This window comes from Amycolatopsis sp. NPDC006125 (genome assembly GCF_040614195.1).
Classification (GTDB): Bacteria; Actinomycetota; Actinomycetes; order Mycobacteriales; family Pseudonocardiaceae; genus Amycolatopsis_E; species Amycolatopsis_E tucumanensis.
In genome coordinates this window covers 1-20,229 of record NZ_JBEXTZ010000128.1, presented here as the reverse complement: position 1 = coordinate 20,229, position 20,229 = coordinate 1, and the positions used below count along the sequence as shown (strand labels likewise).

Sequence of the window (20,229 nt, the reverse complement as noted above, 5' to 3'; positions counted from 1 at the left end):
GCCGCGGCCTCCGCGGCGGGGGCGACGTTCGCGGCCGCGGCCTCCTGGGCGAGGCGCGCGCCGGCCTGCTCGGCGGTGAGCCCGAGGTCCCGCTGCACCGCGCCGAGGAGCGGCGAGGCGGGCGCGGCTCCGGCGGAGTTCACCGTGGCGGCGAGAACCGAGCCGACGGCCAGCGCGGTGAGGCCGATCGTGCGGACGAGGGGTGGTCGCTTCATGGGTGCCTTCCTTCGCTGCCGATGGGGACACGCGCAGTCTGCTGCGGGTCACGACAACTTCACACCCGCCGGAAGTAGGGTTGGAGAATGTCTCACCCGGCCGGCCCCGTCCGTCCGGACTATTCGGAGTAGCGCTCCGCGAGGTCGCGCAGCCCGCGCGCGGCGCGTTCCGCGTCCGCCGCGGACACCGGCGCGCCCGGCGTCCGGCCGAGGAGTTCGACCTGGTCGGCGAGCCGCAGGTGCTCCCGCCGGGCGTGCTCGCGGCAGGCCAGGCAGGTGACGCTTTCCGGGCGCGTGGAGGTCATCGCGTAGGGCACGCGGGCACCGCACCCGGTGGTGACCTCCACCGGCGCGTCCGCGACGAGGCCGAACGTCGACGCGACCAGGCCGCGGACCGCGGAACCGGCGTGCGCGACGCCCCGCTCGACGTGGATGTGCGGGTCGCCCGTCACCTCAGTTCACGCAGCCCGACAGATCCGTGCTGGCGGTTTCCGGCGCGACCGTGGACGGGGTGGTCGTGGTGGCGCCTGCCGTTTCCGCGGCCTGCTTCGCCGCGGTCGTCGGCGTCGTGGAGGTGCTGCCGTCCCGCGTGGCGGACGCCGGGCCGCCCAGCAGGGCGGTGATGAAGTCGCGCACCTGCACCGGGTCGACCTTCACCGCGTCGCCGTCGTAGGGGGTCTGCAGGCTCAGGCTCTGCACCGGGATGGTGGCGAACGTGATCGACCCCGAGGTCAGGTTGTGCATCTGCTCGGCGAAGGTCAGCACGTCCCAGCCCTGGTCGATGACCACCGACTGCTGCACCGGGCCGATCAGCCCGGACAGCTTGACCGGGTTGGTGAGCGTCCCGGCGCCGAGCACCACCTGGGCCATCCCGGACAGGAACGCCTGCTGGCGCGCGATGCGGTCCAGGTCGCCGCTGGGGAGCCCGTGCCGCTGCCGGACGAACGCCAGCGCCTGCGCCCCGGACAGGGTCTGCTCCCCCGCCGGGAAGTTCGCCCCCGAGTAGCTGTCGTGCACCGCCTGCTTCAGGCACACCGGCACGCCGCCGACGGCGTTGCTCAGCGTGTAGAACCCGGCCAGGTTGACCGCCGCGTAGTGGTTGATCGTCAGTCCGGTGAAGTCCTCGACCGTTTCGATCGCGGTCCTGGCGCCGGCCGCCGACGCCGCGCGCTCCAGCGCCGCTCCGGTCAGGCCCTGCGCGCGCAACGTGTCCAGCGCCGCCTGCTTGCCGTAGGTGTACGCGGAGTTGATCTTGTGCTTGCCGTAGCCGCCCGCGATCTGGACGTAGGAGTCGCGCGGGATCGAGATCGCCGACGCGGAACCGCCGCCCGCCGGGATGTGCACCACGATCATCGTGTCGGTGGTGTCGCCGCCGTCCGATGCGTCCCCGGCGTGCAGCTGGTCGAGCACCTCCTGCGGCAGCGGGTTGCCCTGCACGTCGGTGCGCGAGTCGAGGCCGACCAGCAGGATGTTCTGGTCCACCGACAGGCTCGCCCGCCCGGACGGGACCTGCGCGGACGGCGCGATCACGTCGGCGGTGGCCAGCCCGGTGTCCAGGCGGGACAGCTGGGTCCAGGCGAACCCGGTGCCGCCGAGCACGAGCAGCGACGCCAGCCCGACGGCCGTGTACGCGACCGGGCGCCAGCGGTGACCGCGCGCGGGCGCGGCAGTCACTCCCCGTTTGCGCAGCACCCCGGTTCCCCCTCGAAGATCACTCGATCCAGCTAACACCAGGATCCACGAGAAATCTGACAGTTTGCTGTGAAATCCGGGCCGCGGCCGGTGAACTTCTTGTCACGCGAAGAACCGCCCCGGGGAGCGGGGCGGTTCTCCGTCTTCGGTTGGAGTGAGCGCGGCGGGGTGCCGGAGTTCGCGGGCAGGCTGGGCACGACCCGCCGCGCTCGACCGGCCGGCACGCGAGGGGGAGGGCGGCGCCGGACGGCTGGACTTGTGGACCGGACCGGGGTCAGGAAGCCGCCGTCGAGGTGGTCCCGGCCGAGCGGGCGAGCGCCCAGGACGGTGGACCGCACTGCGGCCGCCACGTGCCCAGGTGCACCCACTGCCGTCCCCAGCTGTACCCGGCGAGCACCACTTGGCGGTGGCACCGCGAGCAGGGCTGCGGCGGCGAATCGACCTTCATGACCACCCCTCCGGTGTTCTCGGCTCCGGTCGCGAATACCAGAGTGCCTGGGCAGCGGGGCCGGGGAACCGGGAGTCCTACGCATCTGGGTACGTAGAACGGGCTACGTATCGTCCTCCGGTGCGGCGCGCTGCTCGGCCAGCCACGCGGCGATCTGCGCGCGCGAGGTGAAGCCGAGCTTGGTCAGGATGTTCTCCACGTGGGTCTCCGCGGTGCGCTGCGCGATGACCAGCCTGCCCGCGATCTGCTTGTTGCTCAGGCCGTCGGCGACGAGCTCGGCGATCTCGCGCTCGCGCCGGGTCAGCCCGCCCGGGCTGCTCTGCCTGCTCCGGCGCGGCGCGCGCGGCCCGCCCGGCTTCTCCGCCAGCGCGTACGCGATCGCCTCGTCGACGTCGAACCCCCTGGTCGCGGCGAACGCGCGGGTGTAGCCGTCGTCGCCGAGCGCCTCGCGGGCCCGCGCTTCGCACTCCTCGTCGAACTGCCGGTACGGACCGGTCTCGGCGACGCCGGCGCCGCTGATCCGCCACACCGCGCTGGACGCGCCGAGCAGCCCGGCCGCGCGCTCGTGCTCCCCCGCCGCGCCCGCGCACCAGGCCAGCGCGGTCAGCGTGAAGGCCAGCTGGGTGCGGTCGGGCTGCCGCATCGCGATGGCCTCGAGCAGCAGGGCCGAGGCGCGGCGGTGGTCGCCCCGCCGCCAGGTGTTGATCGCCACCGCCCACAGCGCGTACGCCCGGGACCAGTCGGCCTGGTGTTCCTCGCACTGCGCGAGCGCCGCCTCGGCCACCGCGAGGCCCTCGGGGTCGTCGAGGAAGAACAGCGCCGCGGCCAGCAGGATCCGCGTGTTGCACGCCTGCATCTCGTCGCCGGTGCGCAGGAACCCGTCCAGGGCCTGCTCCATCAGCTCGCGGCCGCGGTCGAGCCTGCCCAGGAACATCGAGCCCATGCCGGCGCACTGGGCCCAGCCGGCACGCAGGTTGTCGTCGTCCAGCGCCTCGGCCAGCTCACGCAGCTCGGCGAGCATCGCGCGGGCCGGTTCCTCGTCGCCGATCTGCGCCGCCACGAACGCGGCGCCCTGCAGGGCACGGGCGTGCGCCGCGGTGTCGCGGGCGACCTCCTGGGCCAGCGACGCCCGCAGCCAGCGGTAGCCCTCGCGGACGTAGCCGCCGGCGAACCAGTAGTCCCACAGCGGCCCGGTGATCTCGGCCGCGCGGCAGGCGCCTTCCGGGCCGCCGGCGAGGCAGTGCTCCAGCGCGACGCGGATGTTGGGCTGCTCGCGCCGCATCCGGCCCACCCAGTCCAGCTGGTGCGGGCCGAAGCTCTCCGCGCGGTAGCGGCGGGCCAGGCGGGCGCAGTGCTCGACCTGGCGGCCCCGCACGGCGTTCGAGCGGCCGGAGCGCACGAGCTGGACGTGCCCGTACTCGCGGACGGTCTCCAGCATCCCGTACCACGCCGCCCGCCCGAAGGTGCCGTCCCGGCGGACCAGGATGGACTTGTCCACCATGGCGGCGATCAGGTCGAGCACCTCGTCCTGGCCGATCCCGACCGCGGCGCACACCGCCTCGGCGGCCTCCAGGTCGAACCCGCCGGCGAACACCGACACCGCCGACCACACGGCCTGCTCGGCGCGGCTGCACAGGTCGTAGCTCCACGCGATCGCCGCCTCCAGCGTCTGCTGGCGGTCCGGCGCGGTGCGGCTGCCGTCGGTGAGCAGCCGGAACCGGTCGTCCAGGCGCTGCAGCAGCTGGTCGACCGAGAGCACGCGCAGCCGGACCGCGGCCAGTTCCAGCGCGAGCGGGATGCCGTCCAGGCGGCGGCAGATGCGGACGACGGTGTCGCGGTTGGACGCGTCGACGGTGAACCCGGGCACCACCGCGGCGGCCCGCTCGGCGAACAACGTCACCGCCTCGACCGCGGGCTCCCCTTCCGAGGGCACCGGCAGCGGCGGCACGACGAGGACCTGTTCGCCGTCGGCGCGCAGCAGCTGGCGGCTGGTGGCCAGCACCCGCACCGACGAGGTGGCCGACAGCAGCTTGGCGACCAGCACCGCGCACGCGTCCAGCACGTGCTCGCAGTTGTCCAGCACCAGCAGCACGCGCTGGTCCTCGAGGTACTCGGCGAGCCCGCCCACCTGGGCGCCGGCCTCGTCGGTCAGGCCGAGCGTGGTGGCGATCGTGTGGGCCAGCAGGGCGGGATCACGCAGCTCGGCCAGCGGCACGAACCACACGCCGTCGGGGAAGGCCCGGCGCACGTCGGCGGCCGCGCGCAGGGCCAGCCGGGTCTTGCCGACGCCGCCGACCCCGGTCAGCGTGACCAGCCTGGCCGAGGCCAGGAGGCGGCGGGTTTCGGCGAGCTCGCGGCGCCGCCCGACGAAGCTGGTGAGCTCGCTGGGCAGGTTGCCGGCGCCGCGCGAGACGTCGGGCATGCCACGATTCTAGGCCGGGTCCGCTGCTGATCAGGCGGTTCGACGGCGGCTCTGCCGCCGCAGCAGGGCCACCAGGTGCGCGTTGACCAGCTCCGGGTGCTCCAGCGGGAAGGCGTGCCCGGCGTCGGGCAGGACCACCAGGTCCGCGCCGGGCACCGCGCGCGCGATCGCCTCGCTGTTCTCCGGCGGCGTGACCACGTCGTGCGAGCCGGCCAGGACGAGGCAGTCGACCCGGTTCAGCGCGGCCAGCGCGGCGGTCTTGTCGTGCACCCGGAACTGCGGGAAGAAGTCGGCCAGCACGTCCAGCGGCGTCTGCCCGATCTGCTCGACCAGGAACTCGGCGACGTGCGGCGGGACGTCGGAGGCGAACGCGTGCCGGGGCACGACCGCGCCGGTCAGCTCGCGCACCGGGCCGGCCAGGACGCTGGCCCGCTGCAGCAGCGCCAGCGCCCACGGGGTGACCCAGTGCAGCGCGCGCATGCCGTGGCGGGGCAGGCCGAGATCGCCGAACACCGGCTCCGCGCTGGTGGCGAGCAGCGCGGCGGCGGCGACGCGGGTGCCGAACAGGTCCGGCTCCTGCTCGGCCAGCGCCATGATCGTCATGCCGCCCATCGAGTGCCCGGCGAGGACCACCGGCCCGGAGGGCGTGGTCTGGTCGAGCACCGCGCGCAGGTCGCGGCCGAGCTGGTCGACGGTCGCGTGCGCGGCCGCGCCGCGCTGGGAGCGGCCGTGCCCGCGCTGGTCCCAGGTCACGACGCGGGCGTGGCGGGCGAGCTCGGGGATCTGGAAGCACCAGCTGGCGCCGCTCAGGGCGTAGCCGTGGCACAGCACGACGGTCACCGGCGCGTTCGGGTCGCCGAAGACCTCGGCGTGCAGCTCGACGCCGTCGTCGGCGGTGACGGTCCGGGACCGGCCGCGGCCGCTGGTGACCGGGGTGGCCGGCCCGGTGCGGGACGCCGGGCCGATCAGGCCGCCGGTCGCGGCGCGCAGCGCGGTCCTGGTCAGCACGAGCCCGGCCGCCAGGCCCAGCTCCACCGCCTTGACCGCTCGCATCGTCACTCCTCCGGGTGCGCAAACCACGACAGAGTGACCCTCCCTGGTCGCGCCCAAACCCGGGCACCGGGAAAGTACGTATTGCGGTACGGAGTCCTCAGCAGCCGGAATAGCGGTGGGCGGGCAGGCCGCGGACGCCGGGCCGGAGGCGGAACAGGGCCCCGGCTTCGGGCTGCGTGCCCTCCTCGACGCCCTGTCGCGACGTGGTGACGTACAGCTCGGCCAGGTCCGGCCCGCCGAAGGCGCACGCGGTGACCTGCGTGACCGGGAACTCGGCGCGCGCGACCTGCTCGCCGGCCGGGGTGTAGCAGTGCACGGCGCCGCCGCCCCACAGCGCGACCCAGATGTTGCCCTCCGCGTCGACGGTGAGGCCGTCCGGCGAGCCGATCCCCTCCGGGATCGTCACCACGGGGCGGCGGTGGGTGAGCCCGGCCGCGGCGGTGTAGTCGAAGGCGTCGATCCGGCCGGTGGGCGTGTCGACGTAGTAGGCCGTGCCGCCGTCCGGGCTCCACGCGAGGCCGTTGGAGATCGTGACGCCGGTGAGCACCGTGGTAACGGCACCGTCCGGGTCGAGCCGGTACAGGGCGCCCGCACCCGGGGTCTCGTCGTAGGCCATCGAGCCGCAGTAGAACCGGCCGTCCGGATCGCACCCGCCGTCGTTCATCCGCACCCCGCCGCCGGTCCACACCTCCCCCAGCGGCCGCACCTCGGTGAGCGCGGCGTCGGCGAGGGCGAACCCGCGCTCCAGCGCCAGCACGACCCCGCCGGCGGCGCCCGGCCGCAACGCCGCCGCGACCGAGCCGACGTGGTGGCGGCGGACCTCGTCGCCGTCGAGTTCGAGCACGTCCCCGGCGAGCATGTCCACCCAGCGCACGCCCGGCCACTCCGGCGCCCACACCGGACCTTCACCGTGCGCGGCAACCGGTTCCGTCACCTGATCCACTGTGGACACCACGTCAGTCCCCCTCGGTCGTCATCCGCCGCACCGCGTCGGTGGTGGTCTCGATCAGCTTCCGCATCGCCCGCGCGGCCGCGGCCGGGCGGCGGGCGCGGACCGCCACGAGCACCGCCTGGTGCAGCGGCAGCGTCGCGGCCACCCCGCCGGGCGCGTGCGAGCTGGCCGCCAGGCCGTGGTGCAGGCTCGCCTCCAGCAGCCGGCCCAGCTGCTCGACGAGCTGGTTGCCGCTCGCGCGCAGCAGGGTCAGGTGGAAGGCCAGATCGGCCTCGACGAAGGCGGCCGAGTCGGCGTCGACCCGGCCCGCCTCCTCCGCCATCCGGGCGCAAGCGCTTTCCAGCACGGCGAGCTGCTCGTCCGTCGCGCGCTCGGCGGCCAGCTGCGCGGCGCCGGGCTCGACCATCAGCCGCAGCTCGAGCAGGTCGCGCAGGAAGGCCGCGTCGGAGAGCTGGCCGTGCCAGCTGATCACCTCGCGGTCCATCAGGTTCCACTGCTCGCGCGGCAGCACCCGGGTGCCGAGGCGGGGCCGCGGCTCGACCAGCCCCTTGGCGGCCAGCGCCTTGACCGCCTCGCGCACGCCGCCGCGGCTGACGTTCAGCTGGGCCGCCAGGTCGGCCTCGTTGGGCAGCTGGCTACCGTGGGCGAGCTCACCGGACACGATGCGCCGCCCCAGCCACTCCACGACCTGGCCGTGGAGGGTGCGGTGCCGCCCGAGCGGCCCGCTCTGACTCCTGCTCACGGAGTAATCCTCAAATCATTGATCCATAAAGTCAATGTGCCCATCACACGACAGGGGTTGACTGTATCGACGAATCATCCAATCATTCATGCAGGTTCTTGGTTCGATATCCCAGCTCCCCGACGACGTGGATGGGTGGTCCCCCATGACCGACGACCAGATCAGCCTCACCTCCCGGCGGAGCGCCCTGAAGTACCTGGGGGCTGGCGGCGGAGCCGTGGCCGCCTCGGCCCTGCTGGCCGCCTGCCAAGGCGTTCGCGACAGCCCGGAATCGGGCGGTGGCGGCGCGTTCCCGGACACTCCGGACTGGCGCTTCGTCTTCGTCAACCATGTCACGACCAACTCGTTCTTCGTGCCGACCCGGACCGGGATGGCCGACGCGGCCCGGCTGGTCGGCATTCCCGAGCCACAGTGGACCGGCTCCGCCGACGGCAACGTGTCCGAGATGGCCAACGCGTTCTCCACGGCGATCAACGGCGGGGTCGACGGCATCGCGATCGCGCTGACCGACGACAACGCGTTCGTCGAGCCCACCAAGCGCGCGTTCGAGCGCGGGATCCCGGTGATCGCCTACAACGCGACCGCCGCGGGCAACCACCCGCTGACCTACGTCGGGCAGGACCTCTACCAGTCCGGTTTCCTGATGGGACAACGGATCGCGCGGGACATCACATCCGGGCTGATCCTGGTCGGCATCTCCCAGCCCGGCGGCAACAACGTGCAGCCGCGGCTGGACGGCATCACCGACGCGCTGCGGCAGGCCGCCCCGGGCGTGACCGTGCTGCCGATCAACACCGGCGCGGAGCAGGCCGCCGAGCTCAACGCCATCACCGCCGCCTACGACGGGCACCGGGACGCGAAGGGCGTGTACGCGGTCGACGCGGGCAGCACGGCTTCGATCGCGCAGCTGTTCACCAGCCGCGGCCTGCAGGGGCAGGTGCGGGCCGGCGGGTACGACACGCTGACCGACACCCTGCGGGGCGTCCAGTCCGGCGCGCTGGACTTCACCATCGACCAGTCGGCGTACCTGCAGGGCTTCCTGTCCGTGCTCTACCTCTACCTCTACCGCGTGTCGGGCACGCTGGTCACGCCACCGTTCACCGACACCGGGCTCACGTTCGTCACCAGGGACAACGTCGGGCCGTACCTGACCGCGGACAGCAAGTTCGAGGGCGGCGCCAAGGCCGATCTGGTGCCGATGCCGTCCTCCATCCCGCTGCCGCCCGCGACCGGGCAGGCGCGATGACGAAAGCGCTTCCCGACCAGCGCCCGGCCGCGGCCCGCGCGCGTGGCGGCGCCGGGTTCCTGCCCGGCCTGATCCGGGTCAAGGAGCTGAGCATCCTGCTGGTGACGGTCGCCGCGGCGATCTACTTCGCCCTCACCAGCGGGCCGGGGTTCACCACGACGGACAACTACCACACCATCGCCCAGTACGTGGCCCCGTGGGCGATCGTCGCCGCGGGCGAGGTGATGGTGCTGATCTGCGGGCAGATCGACCTCTCCGCCGGGTTCGTGTTCACGCTGTCGCCGTTCGTGCTGGTGCTGTTCCACAACAACGGTTTCCCGCTGCTGCTCGCCGTCATCGGGGCGATCGTGGTCAGCGGAGCCATCGGGATGGTGAACGGGCTGATCCACACGGTGTTCGGCCTGTCCTCGTTCATCACCACCCTCGGCATGGCGTTCCTGTTGTGGGGCCTGTCGCTGGTCATCTCCGGCGGCTCCCCGGTGAGCGCGCCCGCGGACGGCTGGGTGATGGACGTCTTCGGCGCGTGGGGCTGGTCGGAGTTCGTGTGGGCGGTCGTGGTCGTGGTGGTCATGCAGGTGCTGCTGTCCACGACCCGGTTCGGCATCGCCACGCAGGCCACCGGCGGCAACCCGGTCGGGGCGGCCGAGGCCGGCATCCGCACGAACCGGATCAAGGTGGTCAACTTCGCGATCGTCGGCGCGCTGGCCGGGCTGGCCGGGATCCTGCAGGGCACCCGGGTGGGCTCCTACGACCCGACCAACGGCGGGTTCAACGTGATGTTCTACGCCGTGGCGGCGGCGGTGATCGGCGGGACCGCGCTGCTCGGCGGGTCCGGCACGGTGGTCGGGGCGTTCCTCGGCGCGCTGCTGCTCGGGCTCGTCTACGACGGGTTCAACCTGACCGGCATCAGCGCCAACGCGTTCTACCTGGTGCTCGGGGTCGCGATCCTGGTCGCGGCGCTGCTCAACGTGTACGTGTCGGTGATGCGCAAACGGCTCGGATCGAGGGGGCGGCCGTGACCGAGGTGATTCGCGCCGAGCACATCGGCAAGCGGTTCGGGCCGGTGCGGGCGCTGTCGGACGTCAGCCTGCACGTGTCGGCGGGCGAGGTCCTGGGCCTGATCGGCGACAACGGCGCGGGCAAGTCCACGCTGATCAAGATCCTGACCGGCTTCCACCAGCCGGACAGCGGGCGGCTGCTGTTCGAGGGGCAGCCGGTGCAGCTGAAGTCGGTGACGCACGCCCGGTCGCTGGGGATCGAGACGGTCTTCCAGGACCTGGCGATGGTGAACGACCTGCCGGTGTACCTGAACCTGCACCTCAACAAGGAACTGGTGCACCGGCCGCTGCCGTTCCTGAAGCGTCGGGAGATGAAACGGCGCGCGCGGGAGGCGCTCGACGAGATCGGCATCAGCATCCCCTCGGTGACCGCCGAGGTCGGTCAGCTCTCCGGCGGGCAGCGGCAGGCGATCGCGGTCGCCCGCTCGGTGTTCACCCGCAACACCAAGCTGCTGCTGCTCGACGAGCCGCTCGCCGCGATGGGCGCCAAGGAGGGCGGGCTGATCCTGCGGCTGCTCGCCCAGCTCAAACAACGCGGCGACCTCGCGATCATCCTGATCGCGCACAACTACAGCCAGGTCGTGGACGTGTGCGACCGGGTCAACCTGCTCCAGCACGGCGAGATCACGTTCGACAAACCGTCCCGGGACACCTCGGTGGCCGAGCTGCTCGAGCTCGTGCACGCCGAGTACCGGCTCCAGCAGTGACCGAGGAGTGCCCTCATGCGAAGACTCGTTCCGATCGCGTGCGCCACCATCCTTTCCGCGGCGGTAGGGTTGCCCGCCGTGACCTCCTCCGCCGCCCCGCGGCCCACGGCTCCGGCGATCTCGAAGGAAGCGTTCGGCAGCGTGGGCGGCCAGTCCGTCGAGCGGTACACGCTGACCAGCGGCAACGGGATGCGGGTGCGGATCCTGACCTACGGCGGCACCATCCAGACGCTGGAGGCGCCGGACAAGCGCGGGCGCACCGCGAACATCGTGCTCGGGTTCCCCACCCTGGCCGACTACGTGGCGAAGAACAGCCCGGCCGAAGGCGGCGGACCGTACTTCGGCTCGCTGATCGGCCGCTACGCCAACCGGATCGCCGGCGGCCGGTTCACCCTGGACGGGGTCGAGTACCAGGTGCCGGTCAACAACAACGGCAACAGCCTGCACGGCGGCACCGCCGGGTTCGACGACAAGGTGTGGTCCGCCACCGAGGTGCGCGAGCCGGGCAAGGCCGGGCTGCGGCTGAGCCTGGTCAGCCCCGACGGCGACCAGGGCTACCCCGGCACGCTGACCACGACCGTGACGTACACAGTGGACAGCCGCAACCGGCTCACCGTCGACTACCGCGCCACCACCGACAAGCCGACCGTGGTGAACCTGACCAACCACACGTACTGGAACCTGGCGGGCGAGTCCTCCGGCGACATCTACGACCAGACCCTGCGCATCGACGCCGACCGCTACACCCCCACCGACGCGACGCAGATCCCGACCGGTGAGCTGGCCCCGGTGGCAGGCACCCCGTTCGACTTCCGCCGCCCGGTGCCGATCGGCGCGCGCATCGCGGAGAACGACCCGCAGTTGCTGATCGGCCAGGGCTACGACCACAACTGGGCGCTGAACTCCGCCGGCCGTCTGGCGCCGGCGGCCCGTGCCGCGGACCCGGCGAGCGGCCGCGTGCTCACCGTCTACACCACCGAGCCGGGAATCCAGTTCTACTCGGGCAACTTCCTGACCGGCACGCTCGTCGGCACCGGCGGGAAGGCCTACCGGCAGAGCTACGGCTTCGCGCTGGAGACGCAGCACTTCCCGGATTCGCCCAACCAGCCCGGGTTCCCCAGCACCGTGCTGCGGCCCGGAGAGGTGTACCACACCACGACCGTCTTCGCCCTGAGCACCGAGTGAGCCGGATAGGCTCCGGGGCATGGACGCCCGCGAATTCGCCGAAAACTGGGTCAAGGCCTGGAACGCACACGACCTCGACGCGCTGCTGGCGCACTTCACCGAGGACGTGGTGTTCACCTCACCGGTCGCGGCGCAGCTCACCGGAACCGCGGTGATCCGCGGCAAGGACGCACTGCGCGCCTACTGGAGCGAAGGCCTGCGCCGCATCCCGGACCTGCGCTTCGAGGTGGTCGGCGTGTACTCCGGTGTGGACACCGTGGTCATCAACTACCGCAACCAGAAGGGCGGGCTCGTCAGCGAGGTGCTGCACTTCGACGGCCCCCTCGTCCGCGAGGGCCACGGCACCTACCTCGGCGACGACACCAACCCCGCCGGCGCGAAGGACTGAAGAAAGTGTTCGTCGACGGCCTGCGTGGCGGTGCGGGCAGCGGAACCTGAGGCGGCCCCTGGCTGTGGGATCGCCTCCTCATGACCGCCAGGTCACCACGGCGGCGCTGTCCTCGCCAGGAACCACCTCAGAACCCGCGGCGGTGCAAGCTGCTCAGGTGGCGAGGCGGCTCCGCCGCTCAAGACGACCTATGCGCGCACGGCGACCACCGCGAGCGTGGTGAACGTCTTCGTGAAGGCGCCGCCCAGGTCGTCGATCGCCGCGCCGACCGCGGTCAGGATCTTCCGCTGCGCCGCGGCGGGCAGGCGGGTCAGGCCGCCGGTCGTGGGGAGCAGGTCCAGCCACTCCGCGCGGGTGTAGGTGCGTTCCCAGTCGAACCGCAGGTGCTCCGGTTCGGCGAACGCCCCGGTCTTCCGGAACGTCTCGGCGAACCGCTCGAACCCGGCGCGGTACGCCGCCACCGCGTCGCCGGCAGGTTGCCCGGCGAACGGCGAGTCGGGCACCACCCGCCGGAACACCTCGGCGAACGCCTCCGCTACTGCGGGCGGCGGTTCGAAGACGTGCGCGAACACCGCCAGCGGCCCGCCCGGCCGCAGCACCGCCGCCGCCTTCGCCGCGCCCGCCTCCGGCGCCACCCAGTGCCATGCCTGCCCCGCCACCACGGCGTCGAACTCGCGGCCCGCCGGGTCCCAGTCCTCGAAGGCCGCGACCTCGACCTCGATCCCGCCGCGGCGCGCGAACTCCGCCATCCGCGGATCCGGGTCGACCCCGAGCACGCGGCAGCCCGCCGCCCGGAACTGCCGGGCCTCGATGCCGGTGCCGCAGCCGACGTCGAGGACCACTGGCCCTGGGCTCGCCGCGACGACGCGCTCGATCAGCGCGTCCGGGTAGGGCGGCCGGGCGCGGTCGTAGCGGCCGGCGTCGATCCCGAACGATTCGGCCATCTCCCTGGCCTGATGTGAAGTGGGCATGCGCCCACCTTAGTGGGCAAGCGCCCACAAGGGCAAGGAGGACAATGGCCGCATGCCAACCGGGGTGCACATCCGCGACGCGCGCCAGCAGTTGTTCGACGCCGCCGAGCGCGTTCTGCTCCGCGACGGCGCGGCCGCGCTGACCAGCCGCGCCGTCACCGCCGAAGCGGGCGTCGCCAAGGGCGTGCTGCACCGGCACTTCGCCGACTTCGACGCCTTCCTCGCCGAGCTCGTCCAGGACCGCGTCCGGCGCATCGGCGACCAGAGCGCCATGCTGCGCGCGTCCGCGGGCACCGGCACCGTCACGGGCAACCTCACCGCGGCCCTGACCGAGCTGTTCGACCCGGTCGCCGTCGGCATCGTCGGTCTGGTGGTCTTCCGCGACGAGCTGCGGGCCCGGCTCGGGCGCGGCATCCCGGTCCTCGCCGACGCGGCGGCCATGCTCGCCGGTTACCTGACCGAGGAACGCGCCCAGGGCCGCATCGCCGCCGACGCCGACGTGGACTCGCTCGCGCTCGCCCTGATCGGCGCCGGCCACCTGCTCTTCGCCGACCGGGCGAACCGCCCCGCGGCCGGCGAGGTCGGCCGGGTCGTGGAGACCGTCGTCGCGGACGTCGTGCAGCGCCGCCTGCTCTGACTCACCGGCTCAGCCGCCGCACGGCGATGCTCGCGCCGAGGACGAGCACCAGCACGGTGAAGGACCACCCGCGCTTCTCCTCGGTCCGCTCCTGTGTGGACACCTGCTCGACCGGTTTCTTCGTGGTCACCGGACGGCGCTTCGTGGTGGACGGTGGCGGCGGGACCGCCGGCGGCGCCGGGCGCGGCGTCGCGACCGGCCGCGGCGGCGGGCTCGGCGCCGGAGGAGGCGGCGGCGCGGGCACGACCGGAGCCACCGCCGGGGGCGGCGGAGGCGGTGGAGGTGCGGGCGGCGGAGGAGGCGGTGGCGCTGGGGGCGCTGGAGGTGGGGGCGCTGGAGGTGGGGGCGGCGGTGGCGCGGGCGCCCGCAGGCACCCGGCACTGTCCGAACCGGACAGCGGCGCCCCGGAGGACACCTCGGTCACCGGCCCGGAGCCGTCCCGCGCGACCCGGAACGTGCGGCTGCGGCCGGCGCTGCGGTTCGCCGTCACGTACAGGGTCTCCCCCGCCAGCACGACCGAACCGTACGCGGTGGCAGGCGGCAGCACCGGCCCGGACACCGGGTGCGTCCACCCCGACACCGGGTCGATCCGCACGACCCGCCCGCTGAACGGGAACGTGCTCGTCACCCCGTAGAGCTTGCCCCCTGCGAAGTCGAAGTCGTCGATGCCGGAGGTGAACGGCGCCGGCCACAGGTCGACCCTGCGCACCGCCGAGAGGTACCCGTCGCCGCCCGGGTCGATGTCGATCACGTACAGGTCGTCGTCCCGCAGCACGTACCAGCGGTTGCCGAACACCGCGCCCGCGGTGGCCCGGTCCAGCCCGCGGCGGTCGGTCGTCCGCACCGGGCCGAGCCGGGTCAGCTCGCCGTCCCGGCCGACGGCCACCGCCGTGCCGTCGCGGGTCAGGCCGTACACCCGGTCCTGGGCGCGGGCGTAGCCGAGGGCGTTGACCTGCACGCCGAGCGCGGTCCGGTTCTCCACCGCCCCGGACGGCATCCGCACCCGCTCCATAGTGGACAGTCCGCCTGGTGCCGTGTTGACGACGCGGAGGACCGTACAGGCGGTGGCGGGCGCCGCCCCGGCCGCGGGCGTGACCGGCAGCAGCGAGGCCGCCAGGACGGCCGCGGCCGCCAGCACCCGGGCCGGCCGCCGCACCCTCACCGCAGCCGCTCGATCGCCTGGCTGAACGCGTCCGGGCCCACCTTCGACCCGCCCGCGAACGGGTTCTGCATCTGGAAGATCGCGAAGAGCAGCAGGGTCGTCGCCGCGGCGAGGGTGGACACGATCACGATGTGGGTCAGCGACTTCGTGCCGCCGAACAGGTTGGGCAGCAGCACGAAGATCACGCTGCCGCCGATCAGCACGAACCACACCACCATGCCGACGTTGTTGTCCCGCACCGCGTTGAGCCGGGCCTGCCGCTCCTTGAACACGTCCAGCAGCGAGTCGGCGACCTCGGTCTTGCGGCTGGTCAGCCAGTCGTCGTCGCCGGGCACGTCGGCGGTGTCGACCACCGCGCGCATCCGGTCGAGCTGGTCCCAGCCCTCCTCGGGCAGCACACCGCCGTCCCGCATGCGCGGCCATTCCCGGTTCACCACCGTGTCCGCGTAGCCCGCGGCCAGCTCGCGGATCTCCGTGCGCGCCGGCTCGGGCAACGCGTCGGCCGCCCACGAGGCGGCGACCAGGCTCTGCGCCTCCTCGTAGGAAGAGTCCCGCACGGTGCTCGCCGCGTCGAACAGCGAGATCAGCACGAACGCGATCACCGCCGCGTGCAGGCCGCCGACGATGGTGAACGCCTGGCCGGCCGCGTCGTTGTTGTCCGGTCTGCCCTCGTCCAGGCCGTAGCGGCGGACCAGGTAGGCGATGAGCGCGCCCAGCCCGACGGCGCCCACCACCCACAGCGAACCGGCCACGTAGACATTCATCGGCTGTTCCTCCCGAACGGGAAAAGGACGTCGGTCCACGCTAGGCACGTGCGGATCACGGCGGCAAGTTCGGTTCCGCGCTTTCAGCCCGACGGAATAGAACGGATTATTCGCCGTCACTTGTTCGGAGCAGTCGGCGCGTATTCCGCGAATTTCCCGGCCCTGTTGTCCGGGGGCCAACGCGCGGCCGGACGCGCGGCTGGGCCGACCGGGCGAGTTCCGGTCACCGGACGTCACTCCACCTCGGACTCGGCACGGTTTTTCCGTTGACAGCCAAGGGTAGGACGTCACTGTTGCCCCGCCCGGACCACGGCGTTCCCAGACTCCGGGAAGTTTCAGCCCGTTCGGAGCAACGAACCGGAAATGCCGGGCGCACGCTGCCGAGCGGGTCACACCACCGGGACCGGCCCGGTTGGGCGGCCCGGGTGATCACCGTCCATTCCGGTCTACCGTGAGTCTGCCGGAACCGCCGAACGTGTGCTTTTCCGGAAATCGCCATCACGCCGCGCCACGGACGAGTGACTGTACGGGTCCGCGACGCCGGTGCTAACGTCGCTTCCGCCGGCCGAGAAAACAAGGCGCCAGTTCGCCGGATCACCAATTTCCAATTCGCGGATCTGATTTTCGACGATGGGTGGTATTTGCCGTGACCGTGACCGATCCCGCCGTGCCCGCACTGGACAGCGGCAGCCAGCAGCAGAGCCTGAGCACCCGCGCCGCGCGGAACCTGGCGACCACGACCAAGTCCGTCCCGCAGATGCAGGCCATCACGTCGCGGTGGCTGCTGCGCCTGCTGCCCTGGGTGGAGGCCTCCGGCGGCGCCTACCGGGTCAACCGGCGGCTGTCCTACGCGGTCGGCGACGGGCGCGTGACGTTCGTGACGACCGCGGGGAACATCGAGGTCATCCCCGCCGAGCTCGGTGAGCTGCCGATCCTGCGCGGCTTCGACGACCAGGAGGTGCTCGCCGCGCTCGCGAGCCGGTTCGAGCAGCGCGAGTACGAGCCCGGCGACGTGATCGTCGAGTTCGGCAGCGCCTCCGACCAGGCCTTCCTCATCGCGCACGGCAAGGTCAGCAAGGTCGGCCCCGGCGAGTACGGAGACTTCACCAACCTCGGGGTGCTGGCCAACGGCGACCACTTCGGCGACGACTCGCTGCTGGACGACTCGAGCATCTGGGAGTACACGGTCAAGGCAGTCACCTCCTGCACGGTGCTGGTGCTCGAGCAACGCGGCTTCGACGAGCTGGTCGAGCAGTCCGAGGCGCTGCGCGAGCAGATCGAACTGTTCCGCGCCCGGAAACTGTCCAGTGGCAACGAATACGGCGAGGCCAGCATCGAGCTGTCCTCCGGGCACGAAGGCGAACCGGAGCTGCCCGGCACGTTCGTCGACTACGAGATGTCCCCGCGCGAGTACGAGCTGAGCGTCGCCCAGACCGTCCTGCGCGTGCACAGCCGCGTCGCCGACCTCTACAACCAGCCGATGAACCAGACCGAGCAGCAGCTGCGGCTGACCATCGAGGCGCTGCGCGAGCGGCAGGAGTCCGAGCTGCTGAACAACAAGGACTTCGGCCTGCTCCACAACGCCGACGTCAAGCAGCGCCTGCACACCCGCACCGGCCCGCCGACGCCGGACGACATGGACGAGCTGCTCGGCGCGGTGTGGAAGGAGCCGGCGTTCTTCCTGGCCCACCCGAAGACGATCGCGGCGTTCGGGCGCGAGTGCAACACGCGCGGGATCTACCCGGCGGGCGTGGAGTTCAACGGGCACCACGTGCCGTCCTGGCGCGGCGTGCCGATCCTGCCGTCGAACAAGATCCCGGTGTCGGAGACCCGCACCAGCTCGATCCTGCTGATGCGCGTCGGCGAGCAGAACCAGGGGGTGATCGGCCTGCACCAGACCGGTCTGCCGGACGAGGTCGAGCCCGGCCTGTCGGTGCGGTTCATGGGCATCAACGAGAAGGCGATCATCTCCTACCTGGTGTCGGCGTACTTCTCGGCGGCCGTGCTGGTGCCGGACGCGCTGGCCGTGCTGGAGAAGGTGGAGATCGGCCGCGCGAGCTGACCCGCGGAACCCACGAGCGAACGAGGGGTGGTTGGGTCCGTTGACCGTAACCCTGCAGACCTTCCAGCACACCGAAACCCGGCTGAGCCTGGGCACGGCGGCGGCCCGCAAACTGGCCAGCACCACCAAGTCCGTGCCGCAGAACCAGGCGGTCACCAGCCGGTGGCTGCTGAGCCTGCTGCCCTGGGAGGAGACCGAGGCCGGCACCTACCGGGTCAACCGGCGCCTCACCTGCGTCGCCGGGCAGGGCCGGGCGGCGTTCACCGTCGAGGCGGGCCGCGTGCGGGTGGTGCCGGCCAGCCTCGCCGAACTGCCGTTGTTCCGCGGTTTCGGCGACCAGCTCGTCCTGACCGCGCTGGCCGACCGGTTCGAGCAGCGCGAGTACGGGGCCGGGGAGACGATCGTCACCGCCGGCGCGCCGACGGGCGAGGCGCTGCTCGTCGCGCACGGCAAGGTGAGCAAGGTCGGCCGCGGCGACTACGGCGACCCGGTCACGCTCGGGGTGCTCGCCGACGGCGACTACCTCGGGCAGCAGGTGCTCGCGGAGTCGCCGGAGCCGTGGGCCTACAGCGTCCGGGCGGAGACGCCGGTGACGGTGCTCGCCCTGCCGCAGCGGGAAGTGCTGGCTTTGCTGGACACCTCGCCGGAGCTTCGGTCCCATGTGGACGCACTCCGGCGGAGTTCGCAGCTGGCGCAGAACAAGCACGGCGAGGCGAACATCGAGCTGGCGTCCGGGCACACCGGGGAGCCCGCGCTGCCGGCCACGTTCGTCGACTACGACCTCAGCCCCCGCGAGTACGAACTCGGGGTGGCGCAGACGATCCTGCGGGTGCACACCCGCGTGGCCGACCTCTACAACCAGCCGATGGACCAGACGCAACAGCAGCTGCGGGTGACGCTGGAGGCGCTGCGCGAGCGGCAGGAGTCCGAACTGCTCAACAACGCCGAGTTCGGCCTGCTCCACAACGCCGACCTCAGCCAGCGCCTGCACACCCGTACCGGTCCGCCCACCCCGGACGACCTGGACGAGCTGCTGTGCCGCCGCCGCAAGACCAAGCTGTTCCTGGCGCACCCCAAGGCGATCGCGGCGTTCGGGCGGCAGTGCTCGGCGCGCGGGATCGCCACGGAGAGCACCGAAGTGGACGGTCACGTCGTGTCCACGTGGCGCGGGGTGCCGATCTTCCCGAGCGACAAGATCCCGGTGTCGCGGACCGGGACGACGTCGATCCTGGCGATGCGGACCGGTTTGGACAGCCAGGGCGTGATCGGGCTGCGCCAGACCGGGCTGCCGGACGAGGTCGAGCCGGGCGTGAACGTGCGGTTCATGGGGATCGACTCGCGCGCCATCGTGTCCTACCTCGTCACGGCGTACTTCTCGGTCGCGGTGCTGGTCCCGGACGCGCTGGGCGTGCTCGAACACGTGGAGGTCGGACGGTGACGGAGACGGTGGCGGGGACCCGGACGGCGCGGGAACTCCTGGCGTGGAGCCGCGGGTGCGTGGACCCGGCGTTGCGGGCGGCGGTGGCGCGGCTGCCGGAGTCGATGCGGCCGCTGGTCTCCTACCACTTCGGGTGGGCGGACGAGACGGGCGCACCGGCGAGCGGGGGCGGCGGCAAGGCGGTGCGGCCGGCGCTGGTGCTGGCGGCGGCGCGGGCGGTCGGCGAGTGGGGGCCGGCGCTGCCCGGCGCGGTCGCCGTCGAGCTGGTGCACAACTTCTCGCTGCTGCACGACGACGTCATGGACGGCGACGAGACGCGGCGGCACCGGCCGACGGTGTGGAAGCTGTTCGGGGCGGGGCCGGCGATCCTGGCCGGGGACAGCCTGCTCGTGGCGGCGTCGGACGTGCTGGCGGCGAGCGGGCACCCGGCGGCGCGGGAGGCGTTGCGGATGCTCGGCGCGGCGGTGCAGGACCTGATCAAGGGCCAGGGCGCGGACCTGGCGTTCGAGCAGCGTGCCGACGTCGGGCTGGACGAGTGCCGGCTGATGGCGGAGGGCAAGACCGGGGCGCTGCTGGGGTGCGCGTGCGCGCTGGGCGGGTTGCTCGGCGGCGGGTCGTCCGAGCAGGTCGCGCACCTGCGGCGGTTCGGGGAGGCGGCCGGGCTGGCGTTCCAGATGGTCGACGACCTGCTCGGGATCTGGGGCGACCCGGCGGCGACCGGGAAGCCGGTGTTCTCGGACCTGCGCAACCGCAAGAAGTCGCTGCCGGTGGTGGCGGCGCTGACCTCGGGGACGGCCGCGGGCCGGGAGCTGGCGTCGCTGTACGCGGCGCCGGGTGAGCTGGCCGGGTCGGACCTGGTGCGGGCCGCGCGGCTGGTCGACCAGGCCGGCGGCCGGGAGTGGACCCGCACCGAGGCGGCGGCGCTGCTGGAACGCGCCAGGGCGCACCTGAGAGCCGCCGTGCCGGACCCGAGGGGCGCCGCGGACCTGGAGGCGCTGGCGGCGCTGCTCGCGGACCGGGACAGATAGCCGGAGGCGGTGCCCTGGGCCGACCACCCGCGGACCGGGTAGCGGCGACCCCGCGGAGC

19 protein-coding genes and 1 pseudogene are annotated in these 20,229 nt (G+C 72.7%); 9 read left to right on the top strand and 11 right to left on the bottom strand.

What is annotated here, in order from left to right; genetic code table 11:
• From ABZ193_RS38760 to ABZ193_RS38725, 8 genes and pseudogenes are all read right to left on the bottom strand, one after another.
• A pseudogene (locus tag ABZ193_RS38760) lies at positions 1-215 on the bottom strand (S1 family peptidase); the annotation flags it as partial.
• A 119-nt stretch (positions 216-334) separates the two neighbouring features.
• Positions 335-667, bottom strand: coding sequence for a hypothetical protein (locus ABZ193_RS38755; RefSeq protein ID WP_354713658.1), 333 nt, complete (start codon positions 665-667; stop codon positions 335-337).
• Position 668: 1 nt separating this feature from the next.
• Complete coding sequence (locus ABZ193_RS38750; RefSeq protein WP_354713662.1) at positions 669-1,889, bottom strand: LCP family protein; 1,221 nt, start codon at positions 1,887-1,889, stop codon at positions 669-671.
• Between the two features lie 292 nt (positions 1,890-2,181).
• Positions 2,182-2,355, bottom strand: coding sequence for a hypothetical protein (locus ABZ193_RS38745; RefSeq protein ID WP_354713656.1), 174 nt, complete (start codon positions 2,353-2,355; stop codon positions 2,182-2,184).
• 103 nt (positions 2,356-2,458) lie between these two features.
• Positions 2,459-4,777 carry a LuxR C-terminal-related transcriptional regulator gene (locus ABZ193_RS38740; RefSeq protein WP_354713654.1) on the bottom strand — a complete coding sequence of 773 codons (2,319 nt, stop codon included), beginning with the start codon at positions 4,775-4,777 and terminating at the stop codon, positions 2,459-2,461.
• A 30-nt stretch (positions 4,778-4,807) separates the two neighbouring features.
• On the bottom strand, positions 4,808-5,830 hold the full coding sequence (locus ABZ193_RS38735) for an alpha/beta hydrolase (protein WP_354713652.1): 1,023 nt from the start codon (positions 5,828-5,830) through the stop codon (positions 4,808-4,810).
• 97 nt (positions 5,831-5,927) lie between these two features.
• Positions 5,928-6,773, bottom strand: a complete 846-nt coding sequence (locus ABZ193_RS38730) for an SMP-30/gluconolactonase/LRE family protein (RefSeq protein WP_354713650.1) — start codon at positions 6,771-6,773, stop codon at positions 5,928-5,930.
• 13 nt (positions 6,774-6,786) lie between these two features.
• The gene (locus tag ABZ193_RS38725; protein WP_020423328.1) at positions 6,787-7,524 is read right to left on the bottom strand and encodes a FadR/GntR family transcriptional regulator; all 738 of its coding nucleotides are present in this window, start codon (positions 7,522-7,524) and stop codon (positions 6,787-6,789) included.
• Between the two features lie 145 nt (positions 7,525-7,669).
• Between ABZ193_RS38725 and ABZ193_RS38720 the strand changes: the two genes are divergently transcribed.
• From ABZ193_RS38720 to ABZ193_RS38700, 5 genes are read left to right on the top strand one after another with little or no spacing between them, the layout of a single operon-like run.
• The gene (locus ABZ193_RS38720) at positions 7,670-8,770 is read left to right on the top strand and encodes a substrate-binding domain-containing protein (protein ID WP_020423327.1); all 1,101 of its coding nucleotides are present in this window, start codon (positions 7,670-7,672) and stop codon (positions 8,768-8,770) included.
• Positions 8,767-9,789 (top strand): ABC transporter permease, encoded by a 1,023-nt coding sequence (locus ABZ193_RS38715; RefSeq protein WP_354713648.1) that lies wholly within the window; start codon positions 8,767-8,769, stop codon positions 9,787-9,789. The genes ABZ193_RS38720 and ABZ193_RS38715 overlap by 4 nt, the downstream gene beginning before the upstream one ends.
• Positions 9,786-10,535: an ATP-binding cassette domain-containing protein gene (locus ABZ193_RS38710; RefSeq protein ID WP_020423325.1), complete on the top strand. Its 750-nt coding sequence runs from the start codon at positions 9,786-9,788 to the stop codon at positions 10,533-10,535. Before ABZ193_RS38715 ends, ABZ193_RS38710 begins: the two co-directional genes overlap by 4 nt.
• 15 nt (positions 10,536-10,550) lie before the next feature.
• A complete protein-coding gene (locus ABZ193_RS38705) occupies positions 10,551-11,720 on the top strand; it encodes an aldose epimerase family protein (RefSeq protein ID WP_237339322.1) in 1,170 nt (389 codons plus the stop codon).
• A gap of 19 nt (positions 11,721-11,739) precedes the next feature.
• Positions 11,740-12,108, top strand: a complete 369-nt coding sequence (locus ABZ193_RS38700) for a nuclear transport factor 2 family protein (RefSeq protein WP_020423323.1) — start codon at positions 11,740-11,742, stop codon at positions 12,106-12,108.
• Positions 12,109-12,296: 188 nt separating this feature from the next.
• Here ABZ193_RS38700 and ABZ193_RS38695 read toward each other — a convergent pair whose 3' ends face one another.
• Positions 12,297-13,052 carry a class I SAM-dependent methyltransferase gene (locus ABZ193_RS38695; RefSeq protein ID WP_354713660.1) on the bottom strand — a complete coding sequence of 252 codons (756 nt, stop codon included), beginning with the start codon at positions 13,050-13,052 and terminating at the stop codon, positions 12,297-12,299.
• Between the two features lie 79 nt (positions 13,053-13,131).
• Between ABZ193_RS38695 and ABZ193_RS38690 the strand changes: the two genes are divergently transcribed.
• Positions 13,132-13,716, top strand: a complete 585-nt coding sequence (locus ABZ193_RS38690; RefSeq protein ID WP_237339323.1) for a TetR/AcrR family transcriptional regulator — start codon at positions 13,132-13,134, stop codon at positions 13,714-13,716.
• A 1-nt stretch (position 13,717) separates the two neighbouring features.
• Here the strand turns inward: ABZ193_RS38690 and ABZ193_RS38685 are convergent, their stop codons facing one another.
• Positions 13,718-14,878 carry a hypothetical protein gene (locus ABZ193_RS38685; RefSeq protein ID WP_354713645.1) on the bottom strand — a complete coding sequence of 387 codons (1,161 nt, stop codon included), beginning with the start codon at positions 14,876-14,878 and terminating at the stop codon, positions 13,718-13,720.
• Complete coding sequence (locus ABZ193_RS38680) at positions 14,875-15,642, bottom strand: DUF4239 domain-containing protein (protein WP_020423483.1); 768 nt, start codon at positions 15,640-15,642, stop codon at positions 14,875-14,877. The genes ABZ193_RS38685 and ABZ193_RS38680 overlap by 4 nt, the downstream gene beginning before the upstream one ends.
• 676 nt (positions 15,643-16,318) lie before the next feature.
• On the opposite strand from ABZ193_RS38680, the gene ABZ193_RS38675 reads away from it, so the two are divergent.
• Genes ABZ193_RS38675 through ABZ193_RS38665 form a run of 3 tightly spaced genes read left to right on the top strand, consistent with a single transcriptional unit; the run spans position 16,319 to position 20,170 of the window.
• A complete protein-coding gene (locus tag ABZ193_RS38675) occupies positions 16,319-17,704 on the top strand; it encodes a family 2B encapsulin nanocompartment shell protein (protein WP_235716331.1) in 1,386 nt (461 codons plus the stop codon).
• Positions 17,705-17,735: 31 nt separating this feature from the next.
• Positions 17,736-19,142: a family 2B encapsulin nanocompartment shell protein gene (locus tag ABZ193_RS38670; RefSeq protein WP_354713643.1), complete on the top strand. Its 1,407-nt coding sequence runs from the start codon at positions 17,736-17,738 to the stop codon at positions 19,140-19,142.
• Positions 19,139-20,170, top strand: a complete 1,032-nt coding sequence (locus ABZ193_RS38665; protein WP_354713641.1) for a family 2 encapsulin nanocompartment cargo protein polyprenyl transferase — start codon at positions 19,139-19,141, stop codon at positions 20,168-20,170. Before ABZ193_RS38670 ends, ABZ193_RS38665 begins: the two co-directional genes overlap by 4 nt.
• Positions 20,171-20,229: the final 59 nt, after the last annotated feature.